The sequence below is a fragment of the Sinomonas sp. P47F7 genome (assembly GCF_049332655.1).
Lineage (GTDB): Bacteria > Actinomycetota > Actinomycetes > Actinomycetales > Micrococcaceae > Sinomonas.
Map to the genome: position 1 here is coordinate 3,102,574 of NZ_CP186327.1, position 20,363 is coordinate 3,122,936.

Sequence of the window (20,363 nt, forward strand, 5' to 3'; positions counted from 1 at the left end):
GCTCCCTTGTCAATGGCGTGGCCCACAACGGGCCTGTGCAGCGGGCGTGTTTCAGTCTACGGGAGACACGCACGGCGGCGTATCAGGGTTCCCCAACGCGCCCACCGTTGAGTCCGCCGTCGCGCCCATCGCTGATCCCGCCATTGAGGCGGCGCGCGACGGCGGCGGCGAGCCTCCCGCTCTCGGCGACCCGGACGTCGTCGAGCGTCAGCCAGTCCGCGAGGAGCCGCAGCTCGGTGGCCAACTCCTCGGCCGTGTGTGCCGGCGCCTCGGGCTCAGCGTGGATCGCATGGACGAGCAGCGCCCCGCCGGCGCGGTCCGCCTTGACGTCGACGCGCGCCACGAGCGTCTCGCCCAAGAGAAAAGGCAGGACGTAGTAGCCGTAGCGCCGACGGTGGGCGGGCGTGTAGATCTCGATCCGGTAGTGGAATCCAAACAGCCGCTCAAGGCGCCGGCGCTCGAACACGAGCGAGTCGAAGGGGCTTACGAGCGCCCTGCCCGCGGCGACACGAGGCACGCGCGCGGCCGGATCCTTGTACTGCTTCCCCTCCCAGCCAAGGACGTCGACCTCCTCGGCCTCGCCCAGCCGGACGAGCTCGGCAAGCGCGCGCTCGGTCGCCTTGATCGGGAGCCGGAAGTAGTCCGCGAAGCATCTGACGGTGCCGATCCCGTGGGCCGAGAGCGCGGCGCGGGTCAGTTCGAGGGCGGCCTCCTCGCGATCCTCCGGGAGACCCACCCCCAGGGCGGCGCCGGGGCCGATGCCAGGACGGACGCCCGCGGCAATCCCGCGCCCGCGATAGTCCGCTGGCAGGACCGCTTCCGTGAGGGCATAGCGGCGCTCGAACGACGGCGTGCGGCCCGCCGAGCTCACAACCCCCTGCGCGAACAGCTCGCTCACCACGCGCTTGACGGCATTCCAGTTCCAGCCCCAGTTGTCGTTGCGGCGTTCCTCGATGTGCCCCAAGCGCTCCGTGAGCTGAGCCGAGGTGAGGGGCCGGCTCGTTGCTAGGACACCCAGGATGCGCGCCGCGAGATCGTCCCGCACCGCGGTCTCCAAGCTCCCCGCGCCGATCCACGTCCGGCTCTGCCAAAGGCGCAGCGCCTCGAAGTGCTCGGGCTTGACGAAGCTCGCCTCGTGGGCCCAGTACTCGACCATGCGCCGCGGGCTGCGCGACGCCAAGCGATCGAGGAGGTCGCGGTCGTAGTTCCCGAGCCGGGAGAAGAACGGGAGATAGTGGCTGCGAACTAGAACATTGACGGAGTCGATCTGCACGAGCTGGAGTCGGTCAAAGGTGCGGCCCACCGCCCTCGTCGTGACGGGGGCGGTGGGCCGCGGGCCAATGAGTCCTTGTGCGGAGAGGGCGATGCGGCGGGCCTGCGAGAGACTCAGCGCACTGCCCACACGTACTCCCTTCCAGCCGTCAGGAGACGACGGCTCCTTCGTCGTCGGACCGATACGCGAGGATGCGGTCCTCGACGGCGCTCTCGCCGGGCTCACAGGCCTGATCGAGGCTGATGACGCCGTACGTCCATCCGCGACGACGGTACACCACGGACGGAGTGTTGGTCTCCGAGTCGATGAAGAGATAGAAGTCGTGTCCCACGAGCTCCATGTTGTCCACGGCGTCGTCGAGGGAAAGAGTCGCCGCCGGGAACACCTTGCGGCGGATCAGGACGGGCGAATCGCCGGCCGGGATGTCGTTCTCCACGTCGTAGGGCGAGCGCGCATCCGATGAGGAAGAGCCGGTCACGTCCATCGCGTGTTCCGCGTAGATGGGCGTGTCCCCGCTCACGACAGGGAGTGATGCCGTGGCCGTGTTGACGGCGATCGGGGTGTGCTTTCCGTGATGGACCTTGCGCCTGTCCTTGGCCCTCCTCAACCGTTCAAGCAACTTGCCGTAGGCGAGGTCGAAGGCCGCGAACTTGTCCGGCGCCGTCGCTTCCGCCCGAATCACCGGACCCCGGCCGGTGACGGTGAGCTCGACGGTGAGCTGATCGCCTCCCGAGCGAGCGCTGGTCTGCTTGGAGCACTTGGCGTCAACCCGTTGCACCTTGTCCGCGAGCTGTTCGATCTTCTCGAGCTTCTCGGTGGCGTACTCGCGGAAACGGTCCGACACAGTCAGGTTGCGCCCGCTGATCTTGAACTCCATGGTGCCCTCCAGAGGTTACTTCGGTCAGCCCGAATTCGGCTCTCTGGGGGCCTACTGCTTGACAGTCGAGCCCCTTTCCGAGCCGCTATCGAGGGGTTCCTCCCAAGCTGGAACCCATAACTGACGTTAGTGGATTGTCACCGATTGCACACCCCCTCTTGCCCTGAAATTCACTCTGTGTCCGCCGACTGCGAAGTCTCGGCGTGTCCCGGCTCTGGTAATGGCACGAAGGCAATCACTGCGGCACCGAGGACGACGGCGCCCGCGTCCTCGAGCGCACGCGTCGCCTCGCGCACGGTCGCACCGGTGGTCAGGACGTCGTCCACGACGACGACCCGCCGCCCCGCGAGCCCCGGATTCCGGCTGTTTCTGAACAGATTTCCCCTCGGCGGCCCGGCTTCTTTCGTGAGCGGAGTTCCCTTCGCGGGCGGGGCTCGTCTCGTGAGCAAAGTTCCCCTCCGGGCTCCTCTCGTGAGCGGAGTTCCCTTCGCGGGCCACGCTCCTCTCCCATGCCTGGCCGCGCCGCGCACCTCGAGCGAACCGGCGACCCTTCCTCGCCGCTGGCCACGCCGGAGACCCTTCTGCCCACCGGCTCGCACGAGCCCGAGGACACCGTGGCTGCGCCGGCGCAGAATCGGGGCGCGTACCGTTCCCGGTGGGAGCCTGCCCTGCCGGGACACGCGGGCGAGCAGCAGGCCGAGCGGATCGAAGCCTCGACGCACGAAGGCCGCAGTGCTCGTCGGAACCGGAACCAGCCACACTTTGTCGAGGCCCCCAACACCGGCCGGACCCCCAACACCGACCGGACAGACCCGACCCCCAACACCGGCCGGATCCCCAACACCGGCCGGATCCTCGACGCCGACCGCAGCGTTGATCGATCTCGCGAGGGCCGAGGCGAGCTCGGCGGCGATCGAGGGCGTCCCGTGGCGCTTGAAGGCGAGGAGCGCGTGCGCGAGCTCGCCGCGGTATGCTCCCGCCGCCACGGCGCGGACCAGGGGCTCGCCGTCGTGCGTCACAAGGCTCGGTGCATGCGCCTCGACGCGGCGAGGCGCCGCCGTCGACCGCCTGAGGCTCCGCGCGCACGCCGCACAGAGCGGGGTGTCCGGGGTGAGGCATGCCGCGCACTCGACCGGGACGACGAGCGAGAGCAGCGCCGCAGCGGCGGAAGCCACCGCCGCGAGCAGCCGCGCCGCCCCGGTGGGCGGCGCGGCATGCCGGGAGGCGGAGTCCATGCATCCAGCCTCACCCGGACAAGCTGCCCAGAGGCAGGCCCGAGCCGGTCCATGTGGACAGGTAGCGCGGTGGAATTTCTGGGGAGGGCCTTACGGCCCTCGGAACCAGTGCCGGCCCGGAAGAACCAGCCCCCTTGTCACCCCGCGAACGCGAGCTGCAAGGCCCCCTTGCCCTGCTCGGCCCACGACGTCCTCACGAGGAGGAAGATGCCGTCCTTGGTCATCGCGTAGATGGACTGCTCCCCGTTGCCCGCCGAGAGGGCCTGGATGCCGGCGAGCGGCGAGATCTGGCGAGGGTCGCCGCCCTGGAGGCTCACGAGTTCGGGCGCCACGGGGTCGCTCGACGACGTACCCGAGACGACGATCGTCGATTCGTCGACCCACAGCGCGATGTCGGGGGTCTTCGACGTGACGGGAAGCGTGACCGGATCCGTGAGCGACTTCGGGTTGCCATCAGGGCCGCGCACGATCCCCGCGACCTGCAGGGTCGACTGGCCGTCGGCCTCGGACAGGACGAGGACGCGCACGCCGTCGCGCGCGACGCGCAGAGCCTTGACGGTCCGGCCCGCGAGCCAGGGCGCCCCAACGGTGATCCGCGGAATGTCCGTCCCGGCCGGGGTGCCCACGGGCCGGTACGTCACAACCTCGGTCGCTCCGGTCGCGCCTGGCCCGGCCGACCACACCCACTCACTCGGGCTGATCGACGGTGGGCTGAAGTGCTGCCGCGAGTCGAGCAACCGTGCTGGCTGCCCGGGGAGGAGCGAGTACAGGGCCTTTCCGTCGGCTCCGAGGAACGCATAGACGTGCTGCGACGCTGCGGCGGCCGGATAGGAGGGACCGAACGACGCCACGGAGCCGACCCCGTCGATCTTCGAGGCCTGCTTCGAGCCGTACTGCACGATCTGGTTGTCCGCGATGCCCACCTGCCACGCCGGGACCTTGGGGTCGACGATCGGGTCGGGCAGCTTGCCGGTCGCGGGGTCCTCGATGGCCACCTCGGTCTGGTTCGTGCGCAGCGAGACGCCGCCCACGTTGGGGAGCGCGGCGAACGTGCGCACGAGCTGGCTGTGCATGCGCTGACGGTCCGTGAACGAGGCGTCCCGGAGCTCGGATGTCAGGTCCACCTGCGCGATGTTCCCCACGATCGGCACGGACTCGCGTTCGAGCTTGATGCTCGGCGGGAAGGCGCTCGCGACGGCGGTCTTGAGGTACGGGGCGGGGCCGGCGATGACGGCGCTCACGAGCGACTTCGCGACACCCGAATTGTCGATGAACCAGCGGACGTCGGGGACGAGGATCGTGAATCCGGGATCGTAGAAGTAGACCGAGAAGGCCCGGTAGAGCACCTTGAAGGTCTCCTCGGGGATCACGGTTCCGTCGGGGAGGTTGGAGACGCGCCACTGCCCGTCGATCTGGCTCACCTCAACGTCGATGGCCTGCTTGGTGCCGGGCGGGTACTGCGTCATGATGCCGTCTTGGTCCACGGAGTACGCGACATCGAGCACATAGCGGTACGCGTTGGGGCGGCCGGCCCCCACCACCGAGGCGCTCCCCCGGTAGACGAGCGTGCGCTGGCTCGGCTTCCATGAGACGGCGTTGGAGGGGGCGAGGAACTGCCTCGCGACCGTGAAGTCGTTCTGGTAGCCCGAGCCGGCGTTGAAGAATCCCTCGATGATGGCCTGGGGCCCAGCCCCGGCTTGGGGGCCCGGCGGAATGTACTGCGGCGCGTTGCCGATCGCCGAGCCGCCATCCTTGCTCGTCCCCACTGCGCCGGCGGTCGGGATCTGTGCGCACGCGGACACGGCGAGGACCACGACGAGCAGCGCGGCGGCCGCGCGGAGAATCCGTGGCAGCCCGGCCCGGGACGACCAGGCACTGGACAGCCCGGCCCGGGACGACCAGGCACTGGACAGCCCGGCCCGCGACGACCAGACCCTCACGGCCTCTCCCCCTCAACGCCGCGCGCCGGCGTCGCGTTGAGCAGCGTGCTCGTGCCAACGACAATCCCCCGCGTGCCGCCGTGCGCGAGCGGGAGGGCGGCTCCGTTCGGCTCAAGCGCCACGGGAGACCCGGCGATCGACCCGCCGGTGTGAAGCGGGAGGGTGAGCCGGAAGACCGAGCCCTCGCCGCGGCGCCCCCACGCCTGGAGCCAACCGCTGTGGAGCTTGACGTCCTCGGTCGCGATCGAGAGCCCGAGTCCCGAGCCTCCGGTCTTGCGGGCACGGGCAGGGTCGGCGCGCCAGAAGCGGTCGAAGACGCGGGCGGCCTCCGACGGCGACATGCCGATCCCGTGGTCGCGCACGGCCACGCCGACGGCGTCAGCGTTCGCGGCGACGAAGATCTCGACCGGATTGCCTTCGCCGTGCTCGAGCGCATTGAGCAGCAGGTTCCGGAGCACGCGCTCGATACGCCGCGCGTCCATGTCGACGACGATGCTCGCCGAGCGGCTGTAGAGGCGCACCTCCGAACCACACGAGGCCGCGATCGGGGCCGCGGTGTCGATGACGTTCCGGACCACGGAGACGATGTCCTGGGGCTCGAGGTCGAGCCGTGCGACGCCGGCGTCGAAGCGCGAGATCTCGAGGAGGTCATTCAAAAGCGCCTGGAAACGCTCGACTTGGTTGTACAGGAGCTCGGCCGAGCGCTTGTTGATGGGATCGAACTGATCGCGCGCGTCGTGAAGCACCTCTGCCGCCATACGGACGGTCGTGAGCGGGGTGCGGAGCTCATGCGACACATCGGAGACGAAGCGCTGCTGCATCTGCGAAAGCGTGGCGAGCTGCGTGATCTGCTCCTGGAGACTCGCCGCCATGTGGTTGAAGGACTTCGCGAGGCGCGCCACCTCGTCCTCGCCCTCGACGGCCATGCGTTCCTCGAGCTGTCCCGCGGCGAGCTTCTCGGACACCGCCGCAGCGTGGCTCACGGGGCTCACGACGCTACGCGTGACGATCCACACGATGGCGCCGATGAGCAGGATGAGGAACACACCGCCGAACCAGAGGACGCTCTGCATCTCATCGAGCGTCTCCTGAGCCGACTGGATGTCGTAGAGCAGGTAGAGCTCGTAGACGGTTCCACCGAAGCTCACCTTGTTGCCTACCGCGATGGCCGGGTGCACCGTGTTGTCGACCCTCAGCGGCACCGACTCCCAGAACTGCGTGGGCTGTTGCGACGACTCGACGGCCTGGCGCAAGGACTGCGGGATGTCGTTCTCGGTGCGGAGGTACGACGCACGGCTGTCCACCCAGCGGTTGCGGGGCTGGTCCTGGTTCGGGACCGCGAGGAAGACGTACTGCCTCGGCGTTCCCGAATCCCTCGCCTCGAGCGTCGCGAGCGTGTCGTTCACTAGCTTGAGAACGCCCTGCTGGTCGGTGACTTGCGCGCCGTCGAACGTTTCCTGAACCTGATTGACGCTCTGGCGAGTCTGCTGCTCGGACTGGGTGAGCCGCTCTTGGAAGAGGCTGTTGGCGATCTGGTTGGACAGATAAACGCCGACGCCGAGGATCGAGACACACGCGAGGACGAGCGTGATGAGCACGGTCCGGAACTGGAGGGACCGCCTCCAGCGGCGGGTAAACGCGAGCCGCACTGAACCTGGGATGCGGAGGATCCACCCGAGCACCCTTGTGACGGCACGCCGAAGGCGCGCGAGCGCGATCCACACGCGCCGCGCGAACCGCCGGACTCTGCGCCGGGAGGGGTGATCCATAAGTGCCTCGGCTTAGGTCCCGGCTTTGTATCCGACGCCGCGGACCGTGAGAACGATCTCTGGCGCTTCAGGATCGCGCTCGATCTTCGAGCGCAGCCGCTGGACGTGAACGTTGACGAGCCGCGTGTCAGCGGCGTGGCGGTAGCCCCAGACCTGCTCGAGGAGCAGCTCGCGGGTGAACACCTGCCACGGCTTGCGGGCGAGGGCCACGAGGAGGTCGAACTCGAGCGGCGTGAGCGCGATCGCGGACTCGCCGCGCCGCACGGTGTGCCCGGCGACGTCGATCTGCACGTCGCCGATCCGCAGCGTCTCGGGGGTCTTGGCCTCGCCCGGACGGAGCCGAGCGCGGACGCGGGCCACGAGCTCAGCCGGCTTGAAGGGCTTCGGAACGTAGTCGTCGGCGCCCGATTCGAGACCCCGGACCACGTCCGAGGTGTCCGACTTCGCGGTCAGCATGACGATCGGCACGTCCGACTCGGAGCGGATGCGGCGGCACACCTCGATGCCGTCGAGCCCCGGGAGCATGAGGTCGAGCAGCACGAGGTCAGGCTTCTGCGTGCGGTACACGTCGAGCGCCTCAGCCCCGTCAGCGCAGAAGACCGGTTCGAAGCCGTCGTTGCGCAACACGATACCTATCATCTCGGAGAGGGCCTCGTCGTCGTCCACTACCAGAATGCGTGCCTTCATGCCTTCCACTCTCCCCCAAATGTGCCTTGCGGGGCGCTCACGGCACGCCCGCCCATGCGTTGTTCCATTCTAGTCGGCGCGCGCATTCAGCCGGGTTTCAGGCCTGTGTTCTAGAATCCGCTCCGTGCCACCCCTCTTGACCGCGTTCACCGCCGTCGCGCTCGATCCCGCTGCCCTCGTCCTCGCCCTCGCGGCAGCGATCGGATACGGGCTGGGGCTTCGGGGAGCGGCGCGTCAGGGCGAGCGATGGCCGGTCTGGCGCGCGTTGTGCTTCTACGTGCTCGGCATCGTGCCGTATCTGGTGCTCACGTGCGGCTTCACAGGGGCTTTCGGCCCCGAACTTCGCTGGGCATTTACGCTCAAGCTCGCGCTCATCTTCTTCGTAGTGCCCCTGCTCGCGGGCCTGGGGCGCCCGCTCGGCCTCACCCGGGCGGCGCTCGGCGAGGACGGACGACGGCGATTGGACGCCGTGATGGCAAGCCGCCCCATGCGACTCCTCGGCAACGCCTTCATCGCCCCGATCCTCGGCCTCGTCCTGTTCGGGACGTTCCTCACGCCGCTCCTCCACACCTACCGCGCGGACCCTGTGGCGAGTGGCCTGCTGAGCTTCATCGTTCCGCTCTTGGGCCTCGTCCTCGTCCTCCCCATCGTCGAGGGCGAGGGCTTCCACCGCTCGTCGAGCTTCATCCTGCTCGAGTTCGTGTACGTGTTCATCGAACTGCTCGCCGACGCCGTTCCCGGAATCGCGCTTCGGCTCAACGACTCCGTGCTCGACAAAGTCACCTCGTGGCCCGCGGGCGCGCCCTCGTGGTTCCCCTCGCCCCTGCGGGACCAGCAGCTCGCGGGAGACATCCTCTGGTTCATCGCCGAAATCGTGGACCTCCCGCTCATCATCCTGATGTTCGTGCGCTTCAGCCGGAACGACCGTCACGAGGCCAAGAGCTTCGACGATCTCAGCGACGAGGAGATGGACGCGCTCACCGAGGCGCACCTTCGCCAGCGAGGCGAATGACGGAGGGTCTCGACCCCCACCTTCCCGCGGCCGCTCGCTGGCGGTGGCCTAGGCTTCCGGCGAAACTCCGGCGACTTCCTGCTACCCCAACGCGAGCTGATTGACCGCGTCGGTGAGCTTGACCAGTCGGGTGAGCGCCGCCGTCGCCCGTTCTGGGCTCAGCGACGCCAGGCTGCCCGCGGGCGTGAGCCGTACGGCTCCGAGTGCGCTGGTCGGGAGGCCGAGCTGACGCCACGGCCGGAGGACCCGCTCCGCGGCGTCGGCCGTGCGGGCCGTGGGCGGCGCCTCGAGCGGCATCGCGCCGAGCCAGACACGCGCACCGGCCTCGACGGCCCCCGCGAGCTGTTCCCACTGCGGAACGGAAAGCCCGTCGAACGGAAGCGAGACGCCGTCGACGCCGGCCTCGAGGACGCCCGCGATCGGCGCCTCCCACGTCTCCGTGTGGACGATCACCTGCTCGGCACCGCCCCCGCGAAGGGCCTCGGCGAGCTGGCTCCAGGCCGCGCGTGCCTCCGCGAGCGGCACCGAGCGGAGCGTTCGGTAGCCGCTCGCCGTGGGGAGGAGACCCGCAAGGACCTTCGCGGCCTCTGGCTCGGCGAGCTGAACGGAGAGCTTCGTGGCGGGCACCGCCGACTGGACGCGCGCGAGGAACGGTCCCACACCCGCGGCGAGCGACTGCACGATATCCCGCCGCGCGCCAGCATCGGCAAGGACTCGCTCGCCGTTGTGGAGGTATAGCCCGGCCATGAGACTCAGCGGGCCGAGGAGTCGGACCTGGAGCTCGGCGGCGCGGACCTCCTCGGCCCCGGCGACGTCGGCGAGGACGTTGAGGTCCGTGGCCAGCGCAGACGCGGCGCGGAGCGCATCCCTGCCGGGACGGTCGACGACGCGCCACCCGTGTGGCTGGACATCGGCATGAACGTCAACGAGGAGCGTCGCCGTACGACCCACGGGATCGGAGCCCACGCCGCGGCCCGGGAGCTCGGCCAGAAACGGCAGGTGCGGGGCGCCAAGCTCGCCGCGAATGGCCTTCTCGGCCTCGACGGGGTCGGTTCCCGGCCAGTCGCCGAGCGCCGTCGCGGTGACCTGTTCAGCCACGCCTCAGGCCTGGCCCGGCGCGCTGCCGGCGTCCGCAGGAGCCTCGGTCGAATCGGATGCCGGACCGCTGGAATCAGAGCGGAACGTGCCGGATCCAAGACCGGAGGGGTCGCCCTGCCGGGCGTGGTGATCCTCCGAGATGGCCTGATGGTGGCGGATGACCTCGCTGATGATGAAGTTGAGGAACTTCTCGGCGAACGCCGGGTCGAGCTGGGCGTCCTCCGCGAGGCGACGGAGCCGCGCGATCTGCGCGGCCTCGCGGGCCGGGTCTGCGGGCGGTAGGTGGTGCTTGGCCTTGAGCCAGCCGACCCGCTGCGTCACCTTGAACCGCTCGGCGAGGAGATACACGAGCGTCGCGTCGAAGTTGTCGATGCTCGAGCGGATCGAGAGAAGCTCCTCCATGACGGCCGGATCCACGCTGCCCTTGAGGGAACTTGCGGTGGGATCGTAGTCCTGATCGGTGGTCTCGTCAGCCTCGGGGCGGCCGTCGGCGCGATGCTGCTCGGTCATGAGCCCAGTCTATGGGCCGCGCCCCCAGCCCCGCTGGCTGTTGACCGCCTCGGCCCGTGCACGATAGGGCTTGTAAGTGTCAGGTCACGGCGAGGCACAACGGCCGGGGCCGCCTATCGAGGGAGCGGGAGACTACATGGAGATCGGAATCCTGGGCAGCGGAACGGTCGGCCGGACGCTCGGCGCCGCGTTCACGAAACTCGGACACAGCGTAACGATCGGCTCGCGCGACGCTGCGAAACCGGAGGCGCTAGAGTGGGCAGCCGCGCATCACGCCCACGCGACGGACTTCGCCGACGCCGCGGAGGCCGGGGAACTCCTGGTCAATGCGACCTCGGGCACTGCCTCGCTCGACGTCCTGCTCTCTGTCGGCGCCGAGGCCTTGGGCGACAAGGTGCTCATTGACGTTGCCAATCCCCTCGACTTCTCGGCGGGCTTCCCGCCGTTCCTCTCCGTCTCGAACCGCACCAGCCTCGCCGAGCAGCTCCAGCACGCCTTCCCCTCGCTGCGGGTGGTCAAGGCCCTCAACACCATCAACGCGTCCGTCATGGTGGCCCCCGAACGGATCGCTGATGGCGTCCACGACATTTTCATGGCGGGCGAGGACGCCGACGCCAAGACGGATGTTGCCGGCCTCCTTCTCTCGCTGGGCTGGCACCGCGACAGGATCCGGGACCTCGGCGGAATCAAGGCAGCGCGAGGCCTCGAGATGTACCTGCCGCTGTGGGTGCGGCTCATGGGGACGCTAGGCACCGCGGAATTCAACATCCGGATCGTGCAGGCCGGGGAATAGACCCGGGATCGCCATCACCATCAGAAGGGCGGCGGCGGGTCGGCCTCGGGATAGGTCGTGTAGCGACGCCCCGTCGGTGAGGTCCATTCGAGGACGCCGCCAGATGGCGGTGCCGGGAGGTGCGCGGCAGGGAGGTGCGCAGCTGGGGGGTGCGCAGCAGGGAGGCGCGCAGCAAGATGTTGCGCGCTGGCTGGAGGCCGACCGCTGGCCGGGCTGACGTGGGTGACTTGCCAGTGGCCGAGCGTCTTGAGGCGATGGTGTTCGCGGCACAACAGGGCAAGGTTGCCGGCGTCCGTCGTTCCGCCGTACCGCCACTCGGTAGTGTGATCGGCCTCTGTGGATGGGGCCGGCTTGTCGCAGCCAGGGAACCGGCACGTCCGGTCGCGAGCGCCGAGGAACCGGCGCATCGCGAGAGACGGGGCATAGCGCCGCCGTCCCACCGCGAGCGGAGCTCCCGTCGAGGGATTCACGTACATCGTGGTCCAGGTCGCGGCCTCGGCAGCTAGTTCCCGCGCGGCCGTCGCGTCGAGGGGTCCGTACCCGAGAAGCTCGCCGGGAGTCTCGGACTCGCCAGTCAACGTCGTGGCCGGGACGGTGACCACGACCTCCATCCGCACCCCGCCCGCGGCAAGACGCGCGGGCGAAGGGACGGGACCGCCGCCCACGGGCAGATCTTCCCAGCCGCTCGCGGGCGAGGCGTCAAGCCCGGCTCCGGCGGGCGAAGGGACGGGACCGCCGCCCGCGGGCGCGTCTTCAAGCCCGGCTCCCACGGGCGCGGCGTCAGGGCCCGCCCCCGCGAGCGGGCGCCCACGGGCCGCTTCGGGCGCGGGGTCCGTGATGCCGTGAAGGAGAAGATCGCGAAAGACGTCGGCGCGCAGCTGAGACACACCTCGTTCCTCCCCCGGGCCCTGCAGGGACCTGGCGAAGGCCTCGAGCCGGGCGTCGACCGCTGCTCCGGCCTCAAGCGGCAGGTACGCGGTGATCCAGCACATCCCGTCACGGGTTGGCTCGAGGTCGACTTTCCGGAAGGCAGTGGCGTGGGCCTTCCGAGCGGCAAGCGGCTCGGAGTGGTAATCCTCGGCAAGGCGCCGCAGCCGTCGCGAGAGTGCGCCCGGGGACGGAGCCCTGCTCGGGTCCTCAGGGCATGCGATCCGCACCGCGGCCTCGGCAAAGGCCGCGTCCTTGCCGGGTGCGAGGATTGCCGCGTGCTCGGCCACAGCCCGGGCTCGACGCCGGTCGAGGCGCCCCGCCCCGAGCGCGTCCAGGACCGGAGCGAGAGCGGGATCGGCCAGGGCCAACGCGTCCTCGACCATCGCCCGGCCCGTCCGCTGCGACACGTTCAGCGCCGCCGCCACCTCCGCAGCCGCGAGCCCGGGCGCCTCTGCTGCCTCTAGTGCATCCCTCGCAGTGAGACGAAAGTGCTCGCACAGCTGGGAGAGCGCGTACGCCCGCACGGCGTGGATCCGCGCCTCGGCCTCCTCAAGCCCCTGGACGGTCTCGACGAGACCGCCCACGAACTGAGCACGCGCTTCAAAGACCAAGGCACCCAGATGCGCTGGCTCGGCTTCCCCAGCGCCGTCAGTGGCAGGTGCATCACCAGCGGCATCAACACCAGCAGCAGCCACACTGTCAGCGTCTTCCGCCCCCGGGCTGGCCCGGCCACCCGCCTCGTTCACGCTGTCGGCGCCCTCGCTAAGGGACTCTGTCCCCGAGCTCTCCCCCGGGCTCTCCCCCGGCCTCTCTTCAGGGCTGTCCCCCATGCGCTCCCCCATGTGTTCCCCCATGGACCAACCCTCGCACGCGCCTCCGACAAATTAAGCGCGCCCCAGAAGCCCGGCTAAGAGGCCTCGTCAAAGAGAAACGGAGCCAGAGAAACGGAGCCAGGGAAGCAGAGCCAGACAAGCGAAACCAGGGGCCTCGCCCAAGCAACCCGAAGAAGCGAAAGGACGACGGCGGCAGGTGACCTGCCGCCGTCGTCCTTGGCGTGGTGCCGGCTCGCCGCCGGCGCGCGCTCAGCTGCCCAGAAGCGCCCGGTGGGCCTTCCGCCGCTCGGCCTGCTCGACCGGGTCCGGGACCGGAAGCGACGCGATGAGCCGCTTCGTGTACTCGTCCTGGGGCGCGTTCATGACGCGGCTGCCGATGCCCTGCTCGACGAGTCGCCCCTTGTACAGGACCCCTACCCAGTGGCTCAACTGGTCCACGACCGCGAGGTCATGGCTGATGAACAGCGCCGCGAAGCCGAGCTCGGCCTGGATCTCGCGGAACAGCTCGAGGACCTTCGCCTGGACGGAGACGTCGAGGGCGGACGTCGGCTCGTCGGCGACGAGCAGGCGCGGCTCGAGCGCGAGGGCGCGCGCGAGGGAGGCCCGCTGACGCTGGCCACCCGAGAGCTCGTGCGGGTAGCGCGAGGCGTACGACGCCGGAAGCTGCACCGATTCGAGCAGCTCCCCGACGCGCCGGCGGAGCTGCGCCGGCTCGAGGTCGAGGTGCACCACGAGCGGCTCGGCCACGCACTCGCCGATGGTGAGCTGCGGGTTGAAGGACGCCGCCGGATCCTGGAACACGAAGCCGATCTCCTTGCGCAGCGGGCGGAACGCCCGCTCGTGGAAGCCGACCATCTCATGTCCGAGGACCTTGAGGCTTCCGCCCGTCGCCCGGTTGAGACCGGCAATCGCGCGGCCGATGGTCGTCTTGCCCGATCCCGACTCGCCGACGAGGCCGAAGACCTCGCCCGCGGAGACCGTGAGCGAGACGCCGTCGACGGCCCGGAACGCCGGGGAACCGAGGCGACCCGGGTACACGATCTCGAGGTTCTTTGCCTCAACGAGGACTTCGCTGCCCTGCCGCAGTCGCTCGGTGGCACCCTCCGAGGCCGAGTCGCGGCCCAGATGCGGAACCGCCGCGAGGAGGCGACGCGTGTAGTCCTCGCGCGGCTCCGCGAACAGGGTCCGCACCGGGGCCTCCTCGACGACCTCGCCCTGGTACATGACCACGACGCGGTCCGCGAGGTCCGCGACCACACCCATGTTGTGGGTGATGAGCACGATCGACGTCCCGTACAGGTCTCGCAGATCGCGCAGGAGCTCGAGGATCTCGGCCTGGACGGTGACGTCGAGGGCCGTGGTCGGCTCGTCGGCGACGATGAGCTCGGGATCGAGCGCGAGCGCCGCCGCGATGACCACGCGCTGCTTCTGCCCGCCCGAGAACTGGTGCGGGTAGTAGTCGACCCTCTTCTCCGGATCGGGGATGCCGACCTTCCGGAGCGCCTCGACGGCCCGCTCGCGAGCCTCCTTCCGGGACACCTTGCGACCGTCGCGCCCGCGATGCGCCCGGATGCCCTCGGCGATCTGCCACCCCACCGTGAAGACGGGGTTGAGCGCCGTGGACGGCTCCTGGAACACCATCGCGACGTCACGGCCCCGCAGCTCGCGGAGCTTCGACGCCGAGATCGAGACGACGTTCTGCCCGTTGATGACGACCGCGCCTGAGCTCGTGGCCGTCTCCGGCAGCAAACCAAGGATCGTTTTTGCCGTCACGGTCTTGCCGGAGCCGGATTCACCGACGACGGCGACGACCTCGCCCGCCTTGACGTCGAGGCTCACGCCGCGAACGGCCTTGACCTCCCCGGCGTCCGTGGCGAATGAGACCGCGAGATGGTCGATTTCCAGGACGGTCTCCGCGTGACCCGCGGGCCGCACGTCAAGTTGCTCGCTCATGCCTGGCCTCCTTCCTGGCCGGTGGAACCGGCCGCGGTGCCGGCCGCAGTGCCAGCCTCACCCGCGGCAGGCGAGGACTTCGCGCCCTTGGCGCCCGCCGCCGTCGTCCGCTTACGCCCCCGCGCGCGGAGGCGCGAATCCGCGAGGTCGTTCATGCTCTCGCCCACGAGCGTGAGCCCGAGGACCGTGAGCACGATCGCGACGCCCGGGAAGACGCCCGTCCACCAGATGCCGGCGGTGACATCGCTCAAGGCCTTGTTGAGGTCGAAGCCCCACTCGGACGCGCTCGTGGGCTCGATGCCGAAGCCGAGGAAGCCGAGGCCCGCAAGGGTCAGGATGGCCTCCGAGGCGTTGAGCGTGAAGATGAGCGGGATGCTGCGGGTCGCGTTGCGGAAGATGTGCCGAGCCATGATCCGCCAGCTCGACGCGCCGATGACCTTCGCCGACTCGACGAAAGGTTCGGCCTTGAGGCGGATCGCTTCGGCGCGCACCACGCGGAAGTACTGCGGGATGAACACGACCGTGATCGAGATCGCGGCCGCGAGGATGCCGCCCCACAGGCTCGACTGGCCGTGGCTGATGACGATCGACATGACGATCGCGACGAGGAGCGACGGGAAGGCGTACACGGCGTCCGCGACGACCACGAGAACGCGATCGAGCCAACCGCCGATGTAGCCCGACGCAAGGCCGAGGGCCACGCCCGCGAAGATCGAGAGCGCGACCGCGACGACGATCACGAGGATGGCCGTCTGGGCGCCCCACACGACACGCGAGAACACGTCGAAGCCGCCGACCGTGGTTCCCCAGATATGCGTGGCACTCGGGGGGTCCTGGGTCGGGAAGTCCCCGCCCGCGTCGGAGATCTGCGAGAAGCCGAACGGTGCGATAAGCGGGGCGAAGATCGCGAGCAGCACGAAGATGCCCGTGAGGACGAGGCCCGTGACGAGCATGGTCCGCTGGATGCCCACGCTGTTCATGACGTGGGAGAGGACGGGAAGGCGAACCCACAAGGGGTCGCGACGCTCAATCTGTGGCGCTGTCTGGGTGGTCATCAGTACCTCACCCTCGGGTCGATCAGCGCGGCGACGACGTCCACGATGAAGTTGGTCACGGCGACGATCACGGCGAGCAGCACCACGATGCCCTGGACGGCGACGAAGTCGCGCGCGGTCAGGTACTGCGCGAGCTGGAAGCCGAGCCCCTTCCACTCAAACGTCGTCTCGGTGAGGACCGCGCCTCCCAGAAGGAGTGCGATCTGCAGGCCCATGACCGTGATGATCGGGATGAGGGCGGGCTTGTAGGCGTGCTTGGTCACGAGCCGGTACTCGCTCACGCCGCGCGAACGGCCGGCCTCGACGTAGTCCTTGCCGAGCGTGCCGATCAGGTTGGTCCGCACGAGGCGCAGGAAGACGCCGGCCGTGAGCAGGCCGAGCGTGATCGCCGGAAGGACCGCGTGGGCCTCGACGTCCCCGAACGCGGCGAGGTTGCCGCTGCGGAGGGCGTCGAGCCAGAAGATCCCGCTCGGGGCCCCGAGCCCCGAGAGGGAGATCTCGGTCGTCGTCGACGCGCGGCCCGCGACAGGCAGCCAGCCGAGCCATACCGAGAAGATGAGCTTGAGCAGGAGGCCCGCGAAGAAGACCGGCGTCGCGTAGCTCAGGATCGCGAAGATGCGCAGACCCGCGTCCGCGGTCTTGTCGCGGCGGTGCGCCGCGATCATGCCGAGCGGGATGCCGACGAGGAACGCAACGATCAGGGCGTTGATCGCGAGCTCGAGCGTTGCGGTGCCGAACGTCGCGAGCATCTCGGTCACGGCACGGTTGTCCGAGATGGTGCGGCCGAAGTTCCCCGTGAAGATCTGGCCGAGGTATTCGAAGTACTGGATCATGATGGGCCGGTCGTAGCCGGCCTCATGGATTCTCACGGCGAGCTGGTCGGCCGGGAGACGGCCGCCGAGCGCGGCCGTGATCGGGTCGCCGGTGATCCTCATGAGGAAGAAGACCAGCGTGACGAGGATGAGGATGGTCGGGAAGATCAGCAGGAAGCGAATCACGAGATACGTCGCGAGCCCGCCGCCCGCCTTCTGTTTCGCAGCTGGGGCGGGTACGCCCGCGGCTTCTGGGGGAGTTTCGATCAGTGCAGTCATTGGGGGTGGTTCCTCCGCACGGCAGCGGCGGGATGCGGTGGCATCCCGCCGCTGCACTTGCTTTTGTGGTGCTGTTGCGGCTTTTGCCCGCTTCGGCTACTTGCTAATCACGCCGAGGCGGAACTTGAAGGACGGGTCGAGGGTCGTGTCGACGCCCTTGACGCTCGTGCCGACCACCGCGATCTGCGAGCCCTGGAGGAGCGGGAGCGTCGAGAGATCCTTCGCGACCGCGTCCTGGACCTGACCGAGCTGCTGCTCACGCGAGGACTTGTCCGGGTTCGTCGCTTCCTTGCCGATGAGGTCCGCCACCGTCGGGTTCGAGTAGTGGTTCTTGAGGAAGCTGTTCGCGGTGAAGAACGGCGTGAGGTAGTTGTCCGCGTCGGAGAAGTCCGGGAACCATCCGAGCTGGTACATCGGGTAGGCGTCCTTCGTGCGGTCCTTCGAGTAGGTGACCCACTCGGTGGACTGCAGGTTGACCTTGAACAGGCCCGCGGCCTCGAGCTGCTGCTTGACCATGGCGTACTCGTCACCCGAGGACGGGCCGTAGTGATCCGCGTTGTACTGCAGGTTGATCGTCACCGGCGTCTGGACGCCGGCGGCGGAAAGGGCCTGCTTCGCCTTGTCGGTGCTCGGCTTGCCGTTGCCGTCGCCGTACATCGACTTGAGCGGCGTCGTCGCGCCCGGGAAGCCGTTCGCAACGTACGAGAACAGCGGCGCGTACGTGCCCTTGTAGACCTGCGCCGCGATCGCGTCGCGGTCCACGAGATTGGCCATGGCCTGGCGGACGGCGAGCGACTTGGCCGGATCGGCGTTAGCCGTCTTCGCACCGTACGGCATGGTGTCGAAGTTGAACACGATGTAGCGGATCTCGCCACCCGGGCCCTTGAGGACCTTGACCTTCGAATCCTTCGCGAGGCTGTCCACGTCGGTCGCGGTCAGCGAGCGCCACGCGACGTCGATGTTGCCCTGCTGGACGTCCAGCTTGAGGTTGTTCGAGTTGGCGTAGTACTTGAGGTTGACCGTGTCCGTGGCCGCCTTGCCGAGGATGCCCTGGTAGTCCGGGTTGGCCTTGAACGAGACGAGCTGGTTCTTCTGGTACGTCGAGATCGTGTACTGGCCGGCGAACGCCTTCTTCGAGATGATGTCGTCGTCGTTCATCACCTTGTCGGCGGGGAAGACGTTGTGGTCCACGATCGGACCGGCCGGGCTCGAGAGCACCTGCGGGAACGTCTGGTCGTTGCCCTGCTTGAGATGGAAGACCACTGTCGAGGCGTCCGGGGCGTCAACGCTCTTGAGGTTGTCGAGCAGCGACGCGGGGCCGTTCGGGTCGTTGATCTTGAGCTGGCGATCGAAGGAGAACTTCACGTCCGCCGAGTCGAGCGCATCGCCGTTGGCCCACTTGAGGCCGCTCTTGAGCTTGACCGTGTAGTCCGTCGGCGAGGTGAACGAGGCCGACTGAGCGATGTCAGGCTGCGGATCGGCGCTGCCCGGCTTCGAGTTCAGCACGAACGGGTAGATCTGGTTCATGACCATGAAGGAGCCGTTGTCATAGGAGCCCGCGGGATCCAGGAACGTCACCTTGTCCGTCGTACCGACGGTGATCGGACCGCCGCCCGCGGAGCCGCTCTGCGCCGAGCCGCCACCGGACGGGCCGGTGCACGCTGTCAGCGCAAGCGCCGAGATGCCGAGGAGCGCGATTGCGCTCCGGACGGCTGACTTTTTTGCCATGGGGGATGACCTTCTGTCTCTTTTCGAGTTCTGGGCGGGCGCCGGCTTTGTGATTCAACGCACAGCCCGAGTGCACACAGCATTCAATCACGATTCAGCAGGCCTGAAAGCCTTGCTTGAGGAGATTGAAACTAAACCTTGACATTCCGAGGCGCGTGATGGGCCCCGCATGGGCGAAAACTCACCATGTGAAATGCCAAGGAAGGACGACGGCGGAAGTCACCCTCCGCCGTCGTCCTCCCTTCGGTGCGTCCCCTGGGTCGCGCGAAGACCGTCAGCCAACCGTCAGACCGCCGGGCGCGCGAGCGAGCGGGCTGCGTCGATCGTCGCCTGCCCCAGAACCCGGCTCCCCTGGTACAGCACCACGGTCTGCCCGGGTGCGACCCCGCGGAGGGGCGCCTCGAGCGTGACGACGAGCTCGGCGTCGTCAGCAGGAGCCCCCTCGGATGAGGCTCCCGGCGCAACGCGCGCCCTGGCCGGAAGTGCCTCGCCGTGCGCCCGGACCTGCGCCGCGCACGCGAACTCCTCCCCCGCCGCGGCCTCGGGCAGCGGCGGCCCGGCCCACGAAAGGCGTATGCCGCGGATCTCGTCGACCGCGAGGAGTTGCTCGGGGCCTACAACGACCGTGTTGTCCTTGGGCCGCACCTCGAGGACGAAACGCGGCTTGCCGTCCGCGGCCGGCCGGCCCAGCCGCAGGCCGCGGCGCTGCCCCACGGTGAACGCGTTGGCGCCCCCGTGCTCGCCGACCTTCTGGCCCGTCTCGTCGAGGATGTCCCCCTGCGTGAGCTCGATCTTGTCCGCGAGCCAACCGCGCGTATCGCCGTCGGAGATGAAGCAGATGTCGTGGCTGTCCGGCTTCTGTGCAACGGAAAGCCCCCGGCGTTCCGCCTCGGCGCGGACCTCGGCCTTCGACGGCGTGTCCGCGAGCGGGAAGAGGCAATGCTCAAGCTGCTCGCGAGTCAGGACGCCGAGCACGTAGGACTGGTCCTTGGCCCAATCGGCGGCGCGGTGGAGCTCGGGATTGCCGTCGGCGTCCCGGATGATCTTGGCGTAGTGGCCCGTGCAGACGGCGTCGAAGCCGAGCGCGAGGGCCTTCTCGAGGAGCGCGGCGAACTTGATCCGCTCGTTGCAGCGCATGCACGGATTCGGAGTGCGGCCCGCCGCATACTCGGCAACGAAGTCGTCCACGACGTCCGCTTTGAAGCGCTCCGAGAAGTCCCACACGTAGAACGGGATGCCCAGCTTGTCGCACGCGCGCCACGCGTCGTTCGAATCCTCGATCGTGCAGCAGCCGCGGCTGCCCGTGCGCAGGGTTCCGGGCATGCGGGACAGCGCAAGGTGGACCCCGACGACGTCGTGCCCCGCTTCGACGGCGCGGGCCGCGGCGACGGCGGAATCCACTCCCCCACTCATGGCTGCCAGAACTCGCACCGGTCTATTCTAGCGGCGGGCGGCCCCAAGGCCCGAGCCCGACCGCCGAGCCCGGCCGCCGAGGCCCGCCGCCGAGGCAGTGGTACGTCAGTGGTACGGCAGTGGTACAGCAGTGGTACGGCAACGATGCCGCGCGAGCGAAGGGATC

General features: G+C 69.0%; 16 protein-coding genes. 2 read left to right on the plus strand and 14 right to left on the minus strand.

From position 1 onward, the window contains the following. Nucleotides 1-82 precede the first annotated feature (82 nt). The 6 genes from ACOKR1_RS14445 to mtrA form a co-directional block, all read right to left on the minus strand. Nucleotides 83-1,402, minus strand: a complete 1,320-nt coding sequence (locus ACOKR1_RS14445; RefSeq protein ID WP_422933692.1) for a winged helix-turn-helix domain-containing protein — start codon at nucleotides 1,400-1,402, stop codon at nucleotides 83-85. Between the two features lie 19 nt (nucleotides 1,403-1,421). Continuing rightward, nucleotides 1,422-2,150, minus strand: coding sequence for a ribosome hibernation-promoting factor, HPF/YfiA family (gene hpf, locus ACOKR1_RS14450; protein WP_415856061.1), 729 nt, complete (start codon nucleotides 2,148-2,150; stop codon nucleotides 1,422-1,424). Nucleotides 2,151-2,320: 170 nt separating this feature from the next. Continuing rightward, nucleotides 2,321-3,385, minus strand: coding sequence for a ComF family protein (locus ACOKR1_RS14455; protein ID WP_422933693.1), 1,065 nt, complete (start codon nucleotides 3,383-3,385; stop codon nucleotides 2,321-2,323). A 137-nt stretch (nucleotides 3,386-3,522) separates the two neighbouring features. Next, nucleotides 3,523-5,325, minus strand: a complete 1,803-nt coding sequence (locus ACOKR1_RS14460) for an LpqB family beta-propeller domain-containing protein (protein ID WP_422933694.1) — start codon at nucleotides 5,323-5,325, stop codon at nucleotides 3,523-3,525. Next, entirely contained in the window at nucleotides 5,322-7,094 is a 1,773-nt protein-coding gene (gene mtrB, locus ACOKR1_RS14465) for an MtrAB system histidine kinase MtrB (protein ID WP_422933695.1), read from the minus strand. The genes ACOKR1_RS14460 and mtrB overlap by 4 nt, the downstream gene beginning before the upstream one ends. Nucleotides 7,095-7,106: 12 nt before the next feature. Then, nucleotides 7,107-7,781 (minus strand): MtrAB system response regulator MtrA, encoded by a 675-nt coding sequence (gene mtrA, locus ACOKR1_RS14470; RefSeq protein ID WP_415856411.1) that lies wholly within the window; start codon nucleotides 7,779-7,781, stop codon nucleotides 7,107-7,109. Nucleotides 7,782-7,905: 124 nt separating this feature from the next. Between mtrA and ACOKR1_RS14475 the strand changes: the two genes are divergently transcribed. Next, nucleotides 7,906-8,793 (plus strand): cytochrome c oxidase assembly protein, encoded by an 888-nt coding sequence (locus ACOKR1_RS14475; RefSeq protein ID WP_422933696.1) that lies wholly within the window; start codon nucleotides 7,906-7,908, stop codon nucleotides 8,791-8,793. A gap of 81 nt (nucleotides 8,794-8,874) precedes the next feature. Here the strand turns inward: ACOKR1_RS14475 and ACOKR1_RS14480 are convergent, their stop codons facing one another. Together ACOKR1_RS14480 and ACOKR1_RS14485 are read right to left on the minus strand one after the other, a co-directional pair. Next, complete coding sequence (locus tag ACOKR1_RS14480; RefSeq protein ID WP_422933697.1) at nucleotides 8,875-9,891, minus strand: hypothetical protein; 1,017 nt, start codon at nucleotides 9,889-9,891, stop codon at nucleotides 8,875-8,877. A 3-nt stretch (nucleotides 9,892-9,894) separates the two neighbouring features. Then, entirely contained in the window at nucleotides 9,895-10,401 is a 507-nt protein-coding gene (locus ACOKR1_RS14485; RefSeq protein ID WP_422933698.1) for a chorismate mutase, read from the minus strand. 136 nt (nucleotides 10,402-10,537) lie between these two features. On the opposite strand from ACOKR1_RS14485, the gene ACOKR1_RS14490 reads away from it, so the two are divergent. Then, nucleotides 10,538-11,194, plus strand: a complete 657-nt coding sequence (locus tag ACOKR1_RS14490; RefSeq protein WP_422933699.1) for an NADPH-dependent F420 reductase — start codon at nucleotides 10,538-10,540, stop codon at nucleotides 11,192-11,194. A 20-nt stretch (nucleotides 11,195-11,214) separates the two neighbouring features. On the opposite strand, the gene ACOKR1_RS14495 is transcribed toward ACOKR1_RS14490, so the two are convergent. From ACOKR1_RS14495 to mnmA, 6 genes are all read right to left on the minus strand, one after another. Continuing rightward, nucleotides 11,215-12,708: a DUF222 domain-containing protein gene (locus ACOKR1_RS14495; RefSeq protein ID WP_422933700.1), complete on the minus strand. Its 1,494-nt coding sequence runs from the start codon at nucleotides 12,706-12,708 to the stop codon at nucleotides 11,215-11,217. A 498-nt stretch (nucleotides 12,709-13,206) separates the two neighbouring features. After that, on the minus strand, nucleotides 13,207-14,910 hold the full coding sequence (locus tag ACOKR1_RS14500) for a dipeptide ABC transporter ATP-binding protein (protein ID WP_422933701.1): 1,704 nt from the start codon (nucleotides 14,908-14,910) through the stop codon (nucleotides 13,207-13,209). Continuing rightward, nucleotides 14,907-15,965, minus strand: a complete 1,059-nt coding sequence (locus ACOKR1_RS14505; protein ID WP_422933702.1) for an ABC transporter permease — start codon at nucleotides 15,963-15,965, stop codon at nucleotides 14,907-14,909. The genes ACOKR1_RS14500 and ACOKR1_RS14505 overlap by 4 nt, the downstream gene beginning before the upstream one ends. Beyond that, entirely contained in the window at nucleotides 15,965-17,056 is a 1,092-nt protein-coding gene (locus ACOKR1_RS14510) for an ABC transporter permease (RefSeq protein WP_422933703.1), read from the minus strand. The genes ACOKR1_RS14505 and ACOKR1_RS14510 overlap by 1 nt, the downstream gene beginning before the upstream one ends. Before the next feature lie 96 nt (nucleotides 17,057-17,152). Continuing rightward, nucleotides 17,153-18,784, minus strand: coding sequence for an ABC transporter substrate-binding protein (locus ACOKR1_RS14515; protein WP_422933704.1), 1,632 nt, complete (start codon nucleotides 18,782-18,784; stop codon nucleotides 17,153-17,155). Between the two features lie 285 nt (nucleotides 18,785-19,069). Beyond that, nucleotides 19,070-20,215: a tRNA 2-thiouridine(34) synthase MnmA gene (gene mnmA, locus ACOKR1_RS14520; protein WP_422933705.1), complete on the minus strand. Its 1,146-nt coding sequence runs from the start codon at nucleotides 20,213-20,215 to the stop codon at nucleotides 19,070-19,072. Nucleotides 20,216-20,363: the final 148 nt, after the last annotated feature.